The sequence below is a fragment of the Pseudomonas sp. MF7453 genome (assembly GCF_016405455.1).
GTDB classification, from domain to species: Bacteria; Pseudomonadota; Gammaproteobacteria; order Pseudomonadales; family Pseudomonadaceae; genus Aquipseudomonas; species Aquipseudomonas paralactis.
In genome coordinates, this window is sequence record NZ_JAEKCN010000005.1 from 196057 (window position 1) to 211828 (window position 15772).

The following is a 15772-nucleotide window of genomic DNA, read 5'->3' on the forward strand; positions in this document are numbered from 1 at the left end:
TAGGCAGGCTAATGGCTCGTTGTAAGAGCCATCTAGCCCTCATTTCATAGGTCCAATATGCCGCCCGTGATCCCCTCGATGTCGTTCGACCCTGCCGGTATCGAGTTGGATCGCCGCCAGGGCCTCACACGCCAGTTGTACGACGCCCTGCGCCAGCGCGTGCTGGATGGGCGGCTGGTCAGTGGCACCCGCTTGCCTGCCACTCGTGATATGGCGGCTGCGTTGTCGATCTCGCGCAACAGCGTCGTGCGCGCTTACGATCAGTTGTATGCCGAGGGCTTTATTGAAAGCCGGGTAGGAGACGGCACCTATGTCTCGCAATTGCCCACAGCAAAAAAACTATCCACAAAAGTATCCACAGGGTTACCAACAGGCTTACCCACAACCTTATCCACAATATGGCTGAGTTCTGCGCAAAATCCGCCCGACGAAGTTATCCACAGTCGCGGCCTGGACAGGGTTAAACACAACCATCTTGCCCAGCCTCCTTGCGGTGCGCCGCGGGCTTTTCGCGTTGGCGTACCGGCCTTCGATCTGTTCCCTTTTGAAGTGTGGGCCAAGCTCCACGGGGCGTTCTGGCGCAAACCGGACCTGGCGCAGCTGTGTTATGGCGACCCGGCTGGTGACGAGCGTCTACGTGGCCTGATTGCCGCTTACCTGCGCACTGCGCGGGGTATGCAGTGCACCACTGAGCAAATAGTGATCACCAGTGGCGCGCAACAGGCGATCAGCCTTTGTGCACAGTTGCTGGTGGAACCTGGGGATGGCGTGGCGGTGGAAAATCCGGGTTATCGCGCGGCAGGCCATGCCTTTGCGTTGGCGGGGGGCCGATTGCAAGGCGTGCCGGTGGATGGCGAAGGAATTGACTGCCAGGTATTGAATGCTCTGGATGATTGCCGGGTGGCCTATGTCACGCCGTCCCATCAATACCCGTTGGGTGTGGTGATGAGCCTGGCACGGCGCCTGGAATTGCTGGCGTGGGCCGAACGTACCGGCAGCTGGATCGTCGAGGACGACTATGACGGTGAGTACCGATACACCGGCGCGCCCTTGTCGCCCTTGGCGGCGCTGGATCGCAATGGCCGCGTGCTGTACGTCGGCACTTTCGGCAAGGTGGCATTCCCGGCGTTGCGCCTGGGTTACCTGGTGTTGCCGCCGGGTCTGGTAGAGGCCTTCACTCGACGCCGCGCCGTGGACATGCGTCATTCCGAAGTCAGCACCCAGGCGGTAATGGCTGAGTTCATGGCGGCGGGGCATTTCCAGCGTCATGTGCGGCGTATGCGGCGTGCCGCCTTGAGCCGTCGCAATGCCTTGTTGGCGGGATGGCCAGATGCGTTGCCCGGTGTCAGCCCATTACCCAGCGTTGCAGCGGGGTTGCACCTGACGGTGCGTGTCCACAGCCTGGCCCGCGAGCAGCAATTGCTTGAGCAAGCCCGTGAAGTGGACGTCGAGATCAACGGCTTGAGCAGTTACTGGCTGCCAGACTCCAGCACACCGCCGGATCAACGCGCCGGTCTGGTGCTGGGGTTTGCTGCGGTGCCTGAAGCGGGTATTGCACAGGCGCTGGCGCGGTTGCGCCAGGCCTGGCGAGTGTGATCAGGTGCCCGACTTGATCTTGGTCCAGGCCCGCGTCCTCGCGCGCTCCGCATCACGCCCCAGAGGTTTTAACGTATACAGCGTCGCCATCGCCGCTTCGGTCGGGTAGAGGTTGGGGTTGTTGCGAATGGTCGGATCGACTCGTTCGGTCGCGTCCTTGTTAGGGTTGGGATAACCGACAAAATCGCTGATGGGCGCAATGACCTCGGGCTGTAGCAAGTAGTTGATAAAGGTATAGGCGTCCTGTGGGTTTTGCGCGCCCTTGGGGATGGCGAGCATGTCGAACCAGATCGGCGCGCCCTCTTTGGGCAGGCGCATGTCCACGGTGACGCCGTTTTTTGCCTCTTTGGCACGGTTGGCGGCCTGGGAGAAACTGCCGGAATAACCCACCGCGACGCAGATGTCGCCATTGGCGATGTCGGCCATGTACTTGGACGAGTGAAAGTAAGTGATGTACGGGCGGATCGTCATCAGCAGCGCTTCGGCCTTGACGTAGTCCGCAGGGTTGCTGCTGTTGGGGTCCAGGCCCAGGTGCTGCAAGGCCAGGGGCAGGATTTCCGAGGGTGAATCCAGCAGCGCAACCCCGCATTGCTTGAGCTTGCTGATGTTCTCTTCCTTGAAGATCAGGTCCCAGCTGTCCACCGGCGCGTTGTCGCCAAGGGCGGCCTTGACCTTGGCCGGGTTGTAGCCGATGAGAATGGTGCCGTACATGTAAGGCACGGCGAACTTGTTGCCGGGGTCGTTGGCTTCGATCAGCTTCATCAGTTTGGGGTCAAGATGGTTCCAGTTCGGCAACTGGCTGCGGTCCAGAGGCTGGAACACACCGGCTTCGATCTGCTTGGCCAGGAACACGTTGGACGGCACCACCACGTCATAGCCGGAGTTGCCGGTGAGCAGTTTGGCTTCGAGGGCTTCGTTGGTGTCGAAGATGTCGTAGACCAACTTGATCTTCGGGTTCTGGGTCTTGAAGTCCTCAAGTGCTTTGGGGGTGATGTAGTCGAACCAGTTGTAAACCTTGAGCGGTTTCTCTTCGGCCTGCACCGCGCCACTGGCGACGGCTGCACACAGGGCGAGCGACTTGAGCATGTTCATTGGACTGCTTCCTCAAAACCTTCAAGAACGTTAACGGCGTTGGTGCCGATTTCTTCCACGGCGTAGCCGCCTTCCATCACGAACAAGGTGGGCTTGCCCAGCCTGGCAATGCGTCGACCCATGGCCAGGTAGTCCGGGCTGTCGAGTTTGAACTGCGAGATAGGGTCATCCTTGAAGGTGTCGACGCCCAGAGACACTACGACGATGTCGGCAGCGTAGCGCTCGATCTCATCGCAGGCTTGTTCCAACGCTGCGCTCCAGTGCTCCCAGCCGGAGCCCGCCGCCAGTGGATAGTTATAGTTGAAGCCTTCACCGGCGCCTTCGCCCCGTTCATCGGCATAGCCGAGGAAGAACGGAAACTCCGCCTCGGGATGCCCATGGATGGAGGTGAACAGCACATCGCTGCGGGCGTAGAAAATTGATTGCGTACCGTTGCCATGGTGATAGTCCACGTCAAGGATCGCGACTTTCTTCTGGCCCTGATCGAGAAATGCCTGCGCCGCGATGGCCGCGTTATTGAGGTAGCAATACCCGCCCATCAAGTCGCTGGCGGCGTGATGCCCAGGCGGGCGACACAGGGCAAAGGCACTGCGTGCGCCGCGCTGGATCGCTTGTTGCGCTGTGAGTGCCACTTGCGCTGCGCTGTAGGCGGCTTGCCAGGTGCCGGCGGTGATCGGCGCGCCACCGTCGAAGCTGTAATAGCCCAACTGACCGTGCAGGCTGGTTGGCAACACACGACGCAGGGTTCGTGCAGGCCAGGTATAAGGCAGCAAGTCGCCGTCCTGGCCGAATTCGGTCCAGCGCTCCCACGCACCTTTGAAGAAGGCCAGGTAGTCAGCGCTGTGGATGCGTTGCACCGGCGCAAGGCCAAAGTCCTCGGGCGCCTGCACCGGGCCCAGCTCGCGTTCCCTGACCCGTTGCAGCACGTGATCGGCGCGCGAAGGCATCTCAAAACAGGGCATCAATTGCCCGTCCATCAGTTCACAACGGCCGTGATGCAGATGATGATCGTCCGAATAGATCGTCAGCATGTTGTTGTTCTCCGAGCGCAGGGTGGGATGCCTTGCAGTGTTGCGGCAGTCCTGGGTTTGGAGAACGGCAGAAACGGCCAAAAGGGGATCGATATGGCCAAAGTGTTTGTCCGTTATTCGCCCTTGCTCACGGCCTGAATTGGCTCGGCGCCACACCGCTCCAGCGCACGAAAGCATGTCGGAAGCTCGCGGTCTCGCTGAAACCCAGTTGCTCGGCAATGCGGTAGATCGGCAGCTCATCGTTGCCCAGCAGCTGCTTGGCGCGTTCAAAGCGCAGTTCATCGAGCAACTCCTGGTAGCTGCAGCCCAGGTCATGCAGATGTCGGCGCAGGGTGCGTGCCGAACAGTTCATCTGCTCGGCGAGCCCCTCCAGGCCAGGGGCGGCAGCCAACTGTGCCGCGAGTAATTGCCGTACCCGGTCCAGCCAAACCTGACGCCCGGTGAATTCGGCGTTCTGTTTGCGGCAACGCTCGATCATGGCGCAGTGAGTGACCGTATCGGCCAGGGGCAGTGGTTGATCGAGCCAGCGTCGGTCGAAGGCAAAGGCGTGGCTGCCGGCGTCAAATTGCAGCGCGCAGTCGAAATACTCGGCGTAGCGCGCGCGGTATTGCGGCGCGCTATAGGCCAGACGCGCACCGAGCAAGGGCAGGCGCCGGCCGAGCAGGTCGTTGCAAATGACGTTCAGCGAGACCAGGCAAAACTCGACATTGAATGCGGTCAGGGCCAGGTCCTCACGGTAATCGCTGGCCGTGAACCACACGCGTTCCCCGTCTTCTTCAAGGCTCAGCTCAAAAAGTGTTCCCAACAGCGCCGGGTAGCGTAAGGCCAAGCGCAAAGCGTCACCGAAGGTGGCACTGGTGAGCAAGGCATAACCGAGCATACCGTAGGACGACACATGCATGCGCCGGCCCAGCTCCAGCCCGATGTCCTGGCGCAACGCCACCGCGTTGGCGCACACACGCAATTCCTGCTGAGTGGTAATACGCGTGTCGGCGCGGCTCAGGTCGGCACTGCCGATACCACTGCCGGCCAGCAGGGTTTCGCTGGGTATGCCGTCAGGCTTGAAGGTGTCGAGTATCAGCGAGACAGCGTTGAGGGTCGTCAGGTGTGAATGCAGCATGATCGATTCCAGCCTGGGGTTGCCAGGCTGGAGCAAGTTATGTGCCGTTGCGCGAGAAGGCGATCAATCGCGCCCTGTGGAGAAAAACATCTGCTGCGCCTGCGTCAGGCTGATGCTACTGCGATAGAAGGCTATTTGTTGTTCGGTGGTGTGCCCGCTTACATCGTCCGACACGCTGCCCTGCTCGCGTTCTTGTGAGGTTTTCAGGCGCGCTGAAATAAATCGCTCCAGCGAGGATTCTGGAGCCTGGTAGTGGAAGTGGGCATACCAGAGCACCGCCTTGGTGGACTTGTCGGTGAGGGTGTACTCATCCAGGTAATCCTTGATACTGCTTTTGAGTCGGCGCCGTTTTACGGTTCTTTTGATTTTGATCAGGTCATGATTTTTGAGCCATTCAACACCTTCCATGGTTGGCGGCTGTCGCTTGATCATTTTCTGCAGATGCTGATTGGCCTGTTCATAAAGGGCTGTCGCGGCCTCCTCAAGTTTTTGTCGCAGGGCGACAGCAGGGTGCTCAGTGCTTTCAGTCTCATTGATTTTGGTCAAGGCCTCGTCAATGTCATCGACGGCCTGCTCCATTAATTGCGCATGCTGATGCAGTACATATTCGACGCCGATGGGGGTGCGCGAAGTATCGTCCGAGTGCTCGGTTACACGGGTTTTAAAGGCCGGTAAGGCGTCCAACAGTGTCTGTGCCTGACGCAGACTGGTATCGATAGTGACTGCGGGTCGTGAGACCTGCGATCTATCCGGGCTCACGTGCTGGACCCAAATGCCCTTTGACTTCTCGTGGAACGTAGCAATGACTTTGCCTGTCAGCGGTGAGCGGATATCCACCAGGTCGGCTTCAAGCCCCACGCTAGTGAGGCGAGGTTCGCCAATCAGGACGCCGTTGAAGCGCGTGCGGATAAACTTCTTCACTGGCCTGGGCGGCATAGGCGGCCCCAGTGGTCGGCCCCGGAGTTTTTCCAGCGCCACGTGCAGGGGAGCTAATTGCGCGCTGGCGCGTCGGGAGAAATCACGCAGCGATTGACGCAGTTGGGCCAGCGGCGGGGCAATGATCTGCTCGGGGAACTCCTGGGCCACGTCCTCCAGTCGCTCATCGATGAACTTGAATTGCTCAACGAGGCTGCTCATCGTTTGAACACGTTCGTCCAGGCGCGATTCGCCACGCTGCTCCAGCGTATCGCGCAGGGTCTGCACCGCGATGTCGGCGTAGTCGATCGTGTCGACCATCATCTTCCAAGCGCTCGGCTCGGTGGTGAGGGATTGCGGTTCCAGGCACAGGTTACGCGCCAGCGTCACTTGCAACGCCTTGAGGTCGTCGCTGGTGTAACCCAGTGGCTTGTTCTTACTGTTGGTGCTGCGGATCAATTCGATGCCGGCTTTGCCCAAGCGCTTAGCCTCGGTAAAGCGTGACTGTTTGTAGTCAAGACGTTTAATCATCTGCCGGTTCATGTCAGCCAGTTGCTTGAAGTCGTCGATATGGCTCGCCTGGGGCGAAGAAGCATGGGCTTCGAGTTGATCCAGAACTTTTTTGAGTGTTGGCGCGAAGGTGGTTTGTTCTTCGGTGATGCTTGCTTCGTTGAGCTCCAATTGGGCTTTCACATAGCCGAGGGCTTTTTGCTGAAAGTCAGTGACCTGCGTGAAAACATTCAGGGTCAGCAGATGCTGGCGTGCCTCTTCATAACTTGAACTCTGGCTGCTGAGTTTTTCCAGGTACGCCTGGCGCTTGGCCTGAGCGGATGTGCTTGGCGCTTCGTTCATGTCTACCAGGGCTTGTTGCAGTTCGCGCTGCGCGTCTTTTTTGGTTTTTTCGAACGCTTCCAGTTTTTCACGCAGCTCGCTTGCGCTGGTCTTCGCTTTATCCCTGGCCTGTCGCTCCTCCCGTTCGATCCCGCCACTGTTCAGGCTTATCCGGGAGTCAACGAACCACTCGCCCTTGGCATTGTGAATCAGTGACAAACCCGTGGGATCGGTGTGCTTGGGGTCAATGATGACAACCGTGTTGTCATCCTGCAGCGTCACCTCAAACCAGCGTTCCCCAACCTGGGCGTAGTAATGCTCCTTGTGAAGATACAGGTGTTGGTAAGCACCGGATTCGGTGATGGGATTTTGCAGGCCTGTGGGCTTTTCGATTTTGTAACTGTCCAGCGTCGCGGCCAGGCTGACAGCGGTGCGCTTGATCGCGCCGGTGGTGTTCAATGGTTCCGCGTGGCTGGGAGGCGGCGCGTGTGACTCCAGATCCGGCAACTGTTGCACGGTAAACTGCAAGGTAGTCTCGGCGGGACCCGGTGGTGGGGCGGGTGTCTGTGTCTCGAGCTTGCCCGCTTCGGCAGGAGCGTGTGCGCGATGGGCCGCGTGCAAGGCAAGCGCCATGCCCAAGTTGAGTAACACATCGGTCAGAGCCGACCATTTTGCCGGCTGGTCATCATGCGCTTGGGCATCGACGAAGGTTTGCAGGTCATCGACGATCTGCCAGATCCATGCCCCGGTGTTGGCTATACGGCCCATGAAGGGCAGAGCCGCATTGAAGATCAGCCAACCGGCCTTCTTGAAGGTGGCCCAACGGCTTTCCGCGTTCGACACGGATTGGCGGTCTGCCAGCTCTATCAGTGCGTTGGCATTGTTATCGAATAATGTGTTGAAGAGGTCGCCATTGAGCACGTCTTCGCCAAGGCTCATCGGGCCGCTGTAGGTCCAGAGTTTGTCAGGCTCCACCAGAGCATCGGCGATGGCCCACGGTGAGGGCAGAGCGCCGGGGAATACATATTGGCTGTAGTCATCGCGTATCGAGTCCGGCAGCCAGGCGACCACCGAATCGCGCAGCGTGGCTGACTGGGTGATTGTATACAGCAGGTTAGCTGGCGATGGGAACTGCATCAGCACCGGCTCGAACAGTGGACGATACAACAGGCATGGGCCGGCCTCGACACGCTGCGGACCGATCACATACATATTGCTCACTACATCGTGGGCATTGGTGGTTCGGCGTTGCGGGTTGAAACTCAGGCGTCGTATGACAATGGCTTGCCCATCGACGTTACGGTCGCTGGTCTCTGCCTGCAGCACTGCAGCGACATAGCGGTAGCCGCGCTCATCAATACCGGCCTCGTGGCGAATCTTGTGTTGCAGGGCCAGCATCGGCAACTGCACACGCAGGTGCTGGCTGTACAGAGCCTTGCGTTTGCTCGACTCCATTGAGTCATCGACCAGTTTGCTGCGAATCAAGGCCGGGTAGGTGGTGCCGATATTGATGCGCTTGATGAGGGTTTCAATGTAGTCCACGGTCAGCCATGTCGGGATCGATTGCCGTGTGTCGGCCAGCAGGGATTTGTTGCCGACAGGCAGCGCAATCAAGTTTTGCAGGGCAAGTTCGGCAAGGCTGAAGGTGGTGGTTTCGATTTGGCCAGGTACGGTGAACAATCCCCACACCACCTGGCTTTCGACCTGAATGCTCAATTTTTCCAGCGCCAGGTGCTGAAACTCTGGATGGTCGTTTTCAATCTCTGCTTTCAGGCGGTCCAGCGCGTATTGCTCGATGGCAGGTATGTCGTCCTGATAGGTCTTGCCGGCATTGAGGCTGTGCACGGCGGCCAGGTCCTTGAGGTGCCGCGAGTAGAGGGTCCGGTCGGTGACGGAGGCGCTGGTCAGCCAGTCCGGCAATGTCGTCTGGTACCAATCCAGTCCGGGGCCGTTGCGATCAGGCTGCGTCATCGTCTCGGGGAGTACGCTTACCGCTGTAGCAGGTGTGCGGGCCGTGGTTGTGTCACGGTTGCCTTGAAGCTGCAGGGCGATCAGTCGCAAAGCCAAGCGATCGAAATAATTGTCATCCGGTTCATAGAGACGCCATTGCAGGCGATCAAAAGCTTCGCTGCCCTTCAATTGAATCGACAAGGACGCCCCCAGCTGCTCCATGGACTCGAACTTCTCGTAACCGCTGTCCATTGAATAGCTCAGGATTCGGGTCTGCCCTTGCGACTTCCCCACGAGCACGGCGTTGAATACCAGGTCTGTGTGCTCAGTTGTCTCGCCTCTGACCAGGTCGACATCAATCAGATAGGCGCGGCTCTGGAATCGGTCGTTGACCTGGCGAAGCGCTCGGTCCGGGGCATGGAACAAGCTGCGGGCCAGGGCGCAATCTTCGTCGGTCCAGCCGTCGATGTGCTGGACATTCCAGATATCGCGCAGTGTGCTGGAAAGCGTATGCCAACGAGGGCCGTTGCCGTTGCTTTGATTCCAGAACGCGACTAACTGCTCCTCGTAGGCGCGTGGGATGACCTTGGCCAGGATGTTGATTGTGTTGGCGATTTCTACAATACGCACCGGCAGGTGAACCGCAGGTTCTACCACTGGCGTTTGGGTCAGAAAATGCTCGCCCTCTATGCACTGGGTTGGAACCCAGGTCACGGACTGCCTGGCGAGGAGGTTGCTGAGGGATTGGTAATGAGTCTGCCCGGCAACCACCTGATCATCGATGAGTTCCCAGGTCGGGGTTCCCATTAACGTGTTGTCGGGGTCCAGATGCAGATCGGGATACTGCTCTTGTAAGGAATGGCGCAGCAGCTCGCGGGCCGTCTCGGTGAAAGATGGCGCGACGTTAAGCAGCAGAGCGATCAATTTATCTTGCTGAATGTCTTCCTGAGAAGTGGAGCCTGGAGTGGTCATGATGCAGCCCTGTCTTGTCCATGGATGGAAGTAACCCGCGCGTGTGCTCGGGGGTTCCATGCTAGAAAGGGGCAGGACAGGGCTGGCGGTGGTTATGTAGCGTGGCTGTGCGGGTTCAGCTTGGTTCGGTGCCTAAGTCCAGTTCCACCAGACGCCGTACTTCGTCATTGGCAAGACCTGCACCGAGCAAGGCGTGCAACTTGCCGAACGCCGCTTCGCGCGTCATGCCGCCGCCGGACAATACGCCGACGCTGCGCAAGCGGCTGCCGGCTTCATAGACGTCCAGTTCCACACCGCCCTCATGGCATTGAGTAATGGCGACTACGACCACACCCTGACCCTGCGCGCGCTGCAAGCTTGCGAGGAATTGCGGGTTGTCGCTAGGCCCGGTGCCGCTGCCGAAACACTCCAGCACCAGGGCCTGGAGGCCGCTGTCGATCATTGCGTCCAACTGCGCCGCGCCGATACCTGGGACCAGCGGCAGCACGCCGACGTTTGCCAAGGCTTTGGGCTGACGGTAATCCAGCGCGGCGGGCAGGGACTCGGCACGGGCGAAGTCATTCTGGCGCTGCAAGGCCGCAAACGGATTGCGTCCAAAACTGCGGATCTTTGCGCAACGCGTCGGTGCCATCAATGCACCGTGGAAGTACAGATGCACACCTGGCGCCAAGCCATTACCGAGTGCGGACAACGCGCCGCTGACGTTTTCCCAGGCATCGCTGTCCGGCACGCCGGCCGGCAGCATGGAGCCGGTGAACACCACGGGTGCCGGCAAGCCCAGCAATTGAAAGGTCATCGCCGCCGCGCTGTAGGCCAGGGTGTCAGTGCCGTGCAGGATCAGCACCGCATCGCAGCCGTCGTCCACCGCTTCAACCACGGCGGTACGCAGGCGCTGCCAGTAGGCGGGGTTCATATTGGCACTGTCGATCAGTGGCGACATTTCCTGGAAGCGCCACGCGGGCACGGGCGCGTCGGCAAGCTGTGCGCGCATACGCGCTTCAAAACCTGAAGCGGGGGCCAGACCATTGGCGCTGGCCTGCATACCGATGGTGCCGCCGGTGTAGAGCACCATCACGTTGTTAGCTGGTTGCATGAGAAATCTCCTGAACGAAAAACGCCGCCGGGCCCAGAGCATGCCCAAGGCCGGGCGGCGTGTCATCTAGCGGTGATTAACGTTGCGCTTGAGCGCTCAGTTCAGCCGACGGTGCTGCTTGAGGCTTTGCCGGATTGGCCGGCCAGGCCTTGCGGTCCAGGTCCAGGTCAGGGAACTGGCTGGAGTCGAACACTGGGGTCTTGATGCCCGCTGCGCGCTGGTTGTCGTAGTCGTTGAGAATGCGCATGGCGATCTTGAACAGGAACGCCAGGGCAAACAGGTTGACGAACGCGAGCATGGTCATGGTGATGTCGGCGAAGGCAAACACGGTGCTCAGGTTCTCGATGGAACCCCAGAAAATCAGCACCAGCACCAATGCGCGATAGCCCATCAGCACCTTGCGGTTGTTGCCGACCAGAAAGCGCAGGTTGCTCTCGCCCAGGTAGTAGTTGTACATGATCGAGGTGAACACGAACAACGCCAGGGCCACCGAGATGAACATGCGGCCCCAGTCACCCACTACCGCCGCCAGGGAGTTCTGGGTCAGGGCAATGCCGTCGCCTTCAAAGCCCGGGGTGTAGAAGCCGGAGAGCAGGATGAGCAATGCGGTGCAGGTGCAGATCACGAAGGTGTCGAGGAACACGCTGAACGCTTGCACCACGCCCTGGGCGATCGGGTGCTCTACCGAAGCCACCGCCGCTACGTTGGGCGCACTGCCCAGGCCTGCTTCGTTGGCGAATACGCCACGTTTGACACCCATGATGATCGCGCTGCCCACCAGGCCACCGAAGGCCTGGTCGAGGCCGAACGCGCTCTTGACGATGGTCGCGAGCATGGCCGGTACGTGGTCGAATTGCAGCACGATCACGTACAGGGTCACGGCGATGTACACCAGGGTCTTGACCGGCACCAGCAGGTCGGCAATCGAGGCGATACGCTTGATCCCGCCGATGAACACCAGGCCCAGCAACACCGCCAGCGCCAGGCCGGTGTAGGTGGTGTCGAGGCCGAAGGCGTTGTTCAGCGAGTGCGTTACAGCGTGGGCTTGCAGGCCATTGAAGGCAAAGCCGAAGGTCACCAGCAGCAGGAACGCCATGACCATCCCCAGCCAGCGCTTGTGCAGGCCGTGCTGGATGTAATACGCCGGGCCGCCACGGTAGGTGCCTTCAGCGTCGGTGCGCTTGTACAACTGGCCGAGGGAGCACTCGATAAAGCTCGAAGACATGCCCACCAGCGCGGTGACCCACATCCAGAATACGGCACCCGGGCCACCCAGAGTCACGGCAATGCCGACACCGGCGATGTTACCGGCACCCACGCGGCCCGCCAGGCTGAGCATCAGCGCCTGGAACGAGCTGAGTTGACCGGCGCTGCTCTTGAGGCTGTCTTTAAACACCGAGAACATGTGGAAAAAGTGACGCAATTGAACGAAACGCGAGCGGATCGTGAAATAACCGCCGAGCCCGACTATGAGCACGATCAGTACTTTCCCTGAGAGGAAGTCGTTGATGACTTCGAGCATGGAGTGTTCCTCGCTGATTTTTCTGATGGCAAACGCAGGACGGTCCGACGCATCGCTCGGCACCAGGCAGTGCACGACGCTCGATCCCCATCCTTTTGCGGGTGTTGTTATTCATGCGCTTTCGCGTGGTTCCCGGGCCTCGTTACCGACAGCCGCAGACGCGAAGAGGGGCGGCACTATACCTAGGCGAGCGTGATCCGTCTGCACGGGGCGATTAAAGGTTTCAGCGCGGTCGCGGAAGGGGAGGAAGGTTTGCGGTGCGATATTAGATTTTTTTTGGGCGTCATGGAGCAACCTCAAGGCAAAAAAAAGGGCCTGAAGAACGAGCCTTCAGGCCCTCAAAAGGTGAGAGGTGTCTAGTCCCTCAGCCTGGTGAGCGGTGCAACAAACGCTTAGGCCTTCAGCGGGACCAAGCGTGGGGCAATCATGTTTTCCGGGCGCAGGATGTCGTCGAGCATGGCGTCGTCGAGCAAGCCTTCTTCACGCACCAGTTCCAGCACGCCGCGCCCGCTTTCAAGAGCGATACGCGCAATGCGGGTGGCGTTTTCATAGCCGATGTACGGGTTCAGCGCGGTGACCAGGCCGATGGAGTGCTCCACCAGTTCGCGGCAGCGTGCTTCGTTGGCGGTGATGCCGACGATGCAGTGCTCGCGCAGCATGTCCATGGCGCGTTGCAGCAGGCGGATCGAGTCGAAGATCTTGAAGGCGATCAGCGGCTCCATCACGTTCAACTGCAATTGGCCGCCTTCGGCTGCCATGGTCAGGGCCAGGTCGTTACCGATCACCTGGAATGCCACCTGGTTAACCGCTTCCGGAATCACCGGGTTGACCTTGCCGGGCATGATCGAGCTGCCTGGCTGGCGCGCCGGCAGGTTGATCTCGTTGATGCCGGTGCGTGGGCCGCTGGACAGCAGGCGCAAATCGTTGCAGATCTTGGACAGCTTCACGGCGGTACGCTTGAGCATGCCGGAGAACAGCACGAAGGCGCCCATGTCTGAGGTGGCTTCGATCAAGTCGGCCGCCGGTACCAGCGGCTGGCCGCTGATGGTGGCCAGGCGTTGTACGGCCAGGGCCTGGTAACGCGGGTCGGCGTTGATGCCGGTGCCGATGGCGGTGCCGCCCAGGTTCACTTCGGTGAGCAGCTCCGGCGCCAGGGTCTTCAGGCGCGCCAGGTCTTCGCCCAGGGTAGTGGCGAAAGCGCGGAATTCCTGGCCGAGGGTCATTGGTACGGCGTCTTGCAATTGGGTGCGGCCCATTTTCAGCACATGGCTGAACTCGGCGCCTTTGGCGGCGAACGCCTGGATCAGGCTGTCGAGGCTGGCCAGCAGCGCGTCATGGCCCAACAGCAGACCCAGGCGGATTGCGGTCGGGTAGGCGTCGTTGGTCGACTGCGCCATGTTCACGTCGTTGTTGGGGTGCAGGTACTGGTATTCGCCCTTCTGGTGACCCATGGCCTCAAGCGCGATGTTGGCGATGACTTCGTTGGCATTCATGTTGGTTGAAGTGCCGGCGCCGCCTTGAATCATGTCCACCACGAACTCTTCGTGGAAATCGCCGCGGATCAGGCGGGCACAGGCTTCGCTGATGGCAGCGTGCTTGGCTTCGCTGAGCTGGCCCAACTCGCGGTTGGCGTCAGCCGCTGCTTGCTTGACCATTGCCAGACCGACCACCAATTTCGGGTAATGCGAAATCGGAACGCCCGAGAGGCGGAAGTTGTTCACCGCTCGCAGGGTCTGGATGCCGTAATACGCTTGAGCCGGTACTTCGAGTACGCCAAGCAGGTCTTTTTCGGTACGGAAAGATGCAGCAGAGGACATGACGGAAATCATCTCGATATGGACCCGGAACTGGCCGGAACGCTGCGAATGCTAGGCTTGTAGAAGTTTTTGGGCCAATGCTGTTAAACACTGGCCTATGCACAAACGGCATAATGTTGATGTGACCCAGCTATGATGGCGGGCGTGTGTGCCAAAATGGTGCATTCGGCGTGGGAGGCAGAGATGAACCTTGAAAGCAAATGGCTGGAAGACTTCAGCGCCCTGGCGGCGACGCGCAGCTTTTCCCAGGCTGCGGAACGGCGCTTTGTGACCCAGCCGGCGTTCAGCCGCCGTATCCGTAGCCTTGAGGCCGCGTTGGGCCTGACGCTGGTCAACCGTTCGCGTACGCCGGTGGAGTTGACGGCGGCGGGGCAGTTGTTCCTCGTGACGGCGCGCACCGTGGTCGAACAGCTCGGTGAAGTCCTGCGCCATTTGCATCACCTGGAAGGCGGGCAGGGCGAAGTCATGCAAGTGGCGGCCGCGCACTCCCTGGCCTTGGGGTTCTTCCCGCGGTGGATCGCGCAGTTGCGCAACGAGGGCTTGAATATCGCCACGCGGCTGGTCGCCACCAACGTCGGCGACGCCGTGCACGCCCTGCGCGAAGGCGGTTGCGACCTGATGCTGGCGTTCTACGACCCGGACGCGGCGATGCAAATGGACGCCGAAATTTTCCCGTCGCTGCACCTGGGTAACACCGAAATGCTCCCGGTGTGCGCCGCCGATGCTGATGGCAAGCCGCTGTTCGACCTGGAAGGCGAGGGCAGCGTACCGCTGCTGGCCTACAGCGCCGGCGCGTTCCTGGGCCGCTCGGTGAATTTGCTGCTGCGCCAGCGGGCGCTGCGCTTTACCACCATCTATGAAACCGCCATGGCCGACAGCCTCAAGAGCATGGCGCTCGAAGGCTTGGGTATCGCCTGGGTGCCGCAGTTGAGCGTACGTGCAGAGTTGGCACGCGGCGAACTGGTGGTGTGCGGCGGACCGCAATGGCATGTGCCACTGGAGATTCGCTTGTATCGCTGCGCGTTGGTGCGCAAGGCGAATGTGCGGTTGTTGTGGCGCAAGCTGGAAGGTGGGGCCGCGCAAAGCGCTTGAGCCCAGCCCAGCTCCCACAGGATTTCGTGGTGTTTTCGCTGACTCTTGAGTCAATAAAACCGCCACTTTGCGCCGCTAGACAGATGGTCATCCCAGGGGCTGTTTATCTGGATTATTACGGTATACTGCGCGGCCTTCGGCCGGTCCAACCGGCCTTAATTCGCACACCAAGCCACGCCGGTCTCCCGCGTGGCTTGTTGTTTTTTGACGCGCCTGCGGGCGCCCAGAGAGAAGAGGCACGACGATGAGTGCATTGGTTGGCGTGATCATGGGCTCCAAGTCCGATTGGTCCACCCTTAGCCACACCGCCGATATGCTGGAAAAACTCGGCATTCCGTACGAAGTGAAGGTGGTCTCCGCCCACCGCACCCCGGACTTGCTGTTCCAGTATGCCGATGAAGCAGAATCCCGTGGCATCGAGGTGATCATCGCCGGTGCCGGCGGCGCGGCGCACTTGCCTGGCATGTGTGCGGCCAAGACTCACCTGCCCGTGCTTGGCGTGCCGGTGCAGTCTTCAATGCTCTCGGGCGTGGATTCGCTGTTGTCCATCGTGCAGATGCCAGCCGGCATTCCGGTGGCAACCCTGGCGATCGGCAAGGCCGGTGCGATCAACGCAGCCTTGCTGTCGGCCAGCATCCTGGGCGCCAAGCACCCGCAGTTTCATGCGGTGCTGAAAAAATTCCGGGCTGAGCAGACAGACAGCGTGCTGGACAATCCAGACCCACGTATCGCCTGAGGTTC

Annotated in this window: 10 protein-coding genes; 3 read left to right on the forward strand and 7 right to left on the reverse strand. The window is 60.2% G+C overall.

The window, feature by feature from the left end; genetic code table 11:
• Positions 1-57: 57 nt before the first annotated feature.
• Entirely contained in the window at positions 58-1596 is a 1539-nt protein-coding gene (gene pdxR, locus JFT63_RS10325; RefSeq protein WP_198843888.1) for a MocR-like pyridoxine biosynthesis transcription factor PdxR, read from the forward strand.
• Here pdxR and JFT63_RS10330 read toward each other — a convergent pair whose 3' ends face one another.
• The 7 genes from JFT63_RS10330 to aspA form a co-directional block, all read right to left on the reverse strand.
• Positions 1597-2688, reverse strand: coding sequence for a polyamine ABC transporter substrate-binding protein (locus tag JFT63_RS10330; RefSeq protein ID WP_198843889.1), 1092 nt, complete (start codon positions 2686-2688; stop codon positions 1597-1599).
• Complete coding sequence (locus JFT63_RS10335) at positions 2685-3719, reverse strand: histone deacetylase family protein (RefSeq protein ID WP_198843890.1); 1035 nt, start codon at positions 3717-3719, stop codon at positions 2685-2687. The genes JFT63_RS10330 and JFT63_RS10335 overlap by 4 nt, the downstream gene beginning before the upstream one ends.
• A 127-nt stretch (positions 3720-3846) precedes the next feature.
• Entirely contained in the window at positions 3847-4839 is a 993-nt protein-coding gene (locus tag JFT63_RS10340) for an AraC family transcriptional regulator (protein WP_186559115.1), read from the reverse strand.
• A 63-nt stretch (positions 4840-4902) separates the two neighbouring features.
• Positions 4903-9507: a hypothetical protein gene (locus JFT63_RS10345; protein ID WP_198843891.1), complete on the reverse strand. Its 4605-nt coding sequence runs from the start codon at positions 9505-9507 to the stop codon at positions 4903-4905.
• A 115-nt stretch (positions 9508-9622) separates the two neighbouring features.
• Positions 9623-10600, reverse strand: coding sequence for an asparaginase (locus JFT63_RS10350; RefSeq protein WP_198843892.1), 978 nt, complete (start codon positions 10598-10600; stop codon positions 9623-9625).
• Positions 10601-10676: 76 nt separating this feature from the next.
• Positions 10677-12122, reverse strand: a complete 1446-nt coding sequence (locus tag JFT63_RS10355; RefSeq protein ID WP_198843893.1) for an alanine/glycine:cation symporter family protein — start codon at positions 12120-12122, stop codon at positions 10677-10679.
• Positions 12123-12514: 392 nt separating this feature from the next.
• The gene (aspA, locus tag JFT63_RS10360; protein ID WP_003195657.1) at positions 12515-13939 is read right to left on the reverse strand and encodes an aspartate ammonia-lyase; all 1425 of its coding nucleotides are present in this window, start codon (positions 13937-13939) and stop codon (positions 12515-12517) included.
• A gap of 183 nt (positions 13940-14122) precedes the next feature.
• Here aspA and JFT63_RS10365 point away from each other — a divergent pair, with 183 nt between their 5' ends.
• Complete coding sequence (locus tag JFT63_RS10365) at positions 14123-15031, forward strand: LysR substrate-binding domain-containing protein (RefSeq protein ID WP_014720521.1); 909 nt, start codon at positions 14123-14125, stop codon at positions 15029-15031.
• Positions 15032-15275: 244 nt separating this feature from the next.
• Positions 15276-15767: a 5-(carboxyamino)imidazole ribonucleotide mutase gene (gene purE, locus JFT63_RS10370; protein ID WP_003195648.1), complete on the forward strand. Its 492-nt coding sequence runs from the start codon at positions 15276-15278 to the stop codon at positions 15765-15767.
• Positions 15768-15772: the final 5 nt, after the last annotated feature.

Excerpts from the sequence above, each read along its gene's own strand:
- JFT63_RS10330 (WP_198843889.1), bottom strand. The coding sequence starts at position 2,688 with ATGAACATGCTCAAGTCGCTCGCCCTGTGTGCAGCCGTCGCCAGTGGC.
- purE (WP_003195648.1), top strand. The coding sequence starts at position 15,276 with ATGAGTGCATTGGTTGGCGTGATCATGGGCTCCAAGTCCGATTGGTCC.
- aspA (WP_003195657.1), bottom strand. The coding sequence starts at position 13,939 with ATGTCCTCTGCTGCATCTTTCCGTACCGAAAAAGACCTGCTTGGCGTA.
- pdxR (WP_198843888.1), top strand. The coding sequence starts at position 58 with ATGCCGCCCGTGATCCCCTCGATGTCGTTCGACCCTGCCGGTATCGAG.
- JFT63_RS10365 (WP_014720521.1), top strand. The coding sequence starts at position 14,123 with ATGAACCTTGAAAGCAAATGGCTGGAAGACTTCAGCGCCCTGGCGGCG.
- JFT63_RS10355 (WP_198843893.1), bottom strand. The coding sequence starts at position 12,122 with ATGCTCGAAGTCATCAACGACTTCCTCTCAGGGAAAGTACTGATCGTG.
- JFT63_RS10350 (WP_198843892.1), bottom strand. The coding sequence starts at position 10,600 with ATGCAACCAGCTAACAACGTGATGGTGCTCTACACCGGCGGCACCATC.
- JFT63_RS10345 (WP_198843891.1), bottom strand. The coding sequence starts at position 9,507 with ATGACCACTCCAGGCTCCACTTCTCAGGAAGACATTCAGCAAGATAAA.
- JFT63_RS10335 (WP_198843890.1), bottom strand. The coding sequence starts at position 3,719 with ATGCTGACGATCTATTCGGACGATCATCATCTGCATCACGGCCGTTGT.
- JFT63_RS10340 (WP_186559115.1), bottom strand. The coding sequence starts at position 4,839 with ATGCTGCATTCACACCTGACGACCCTCAACGCTGTCTCGCTGATACTC.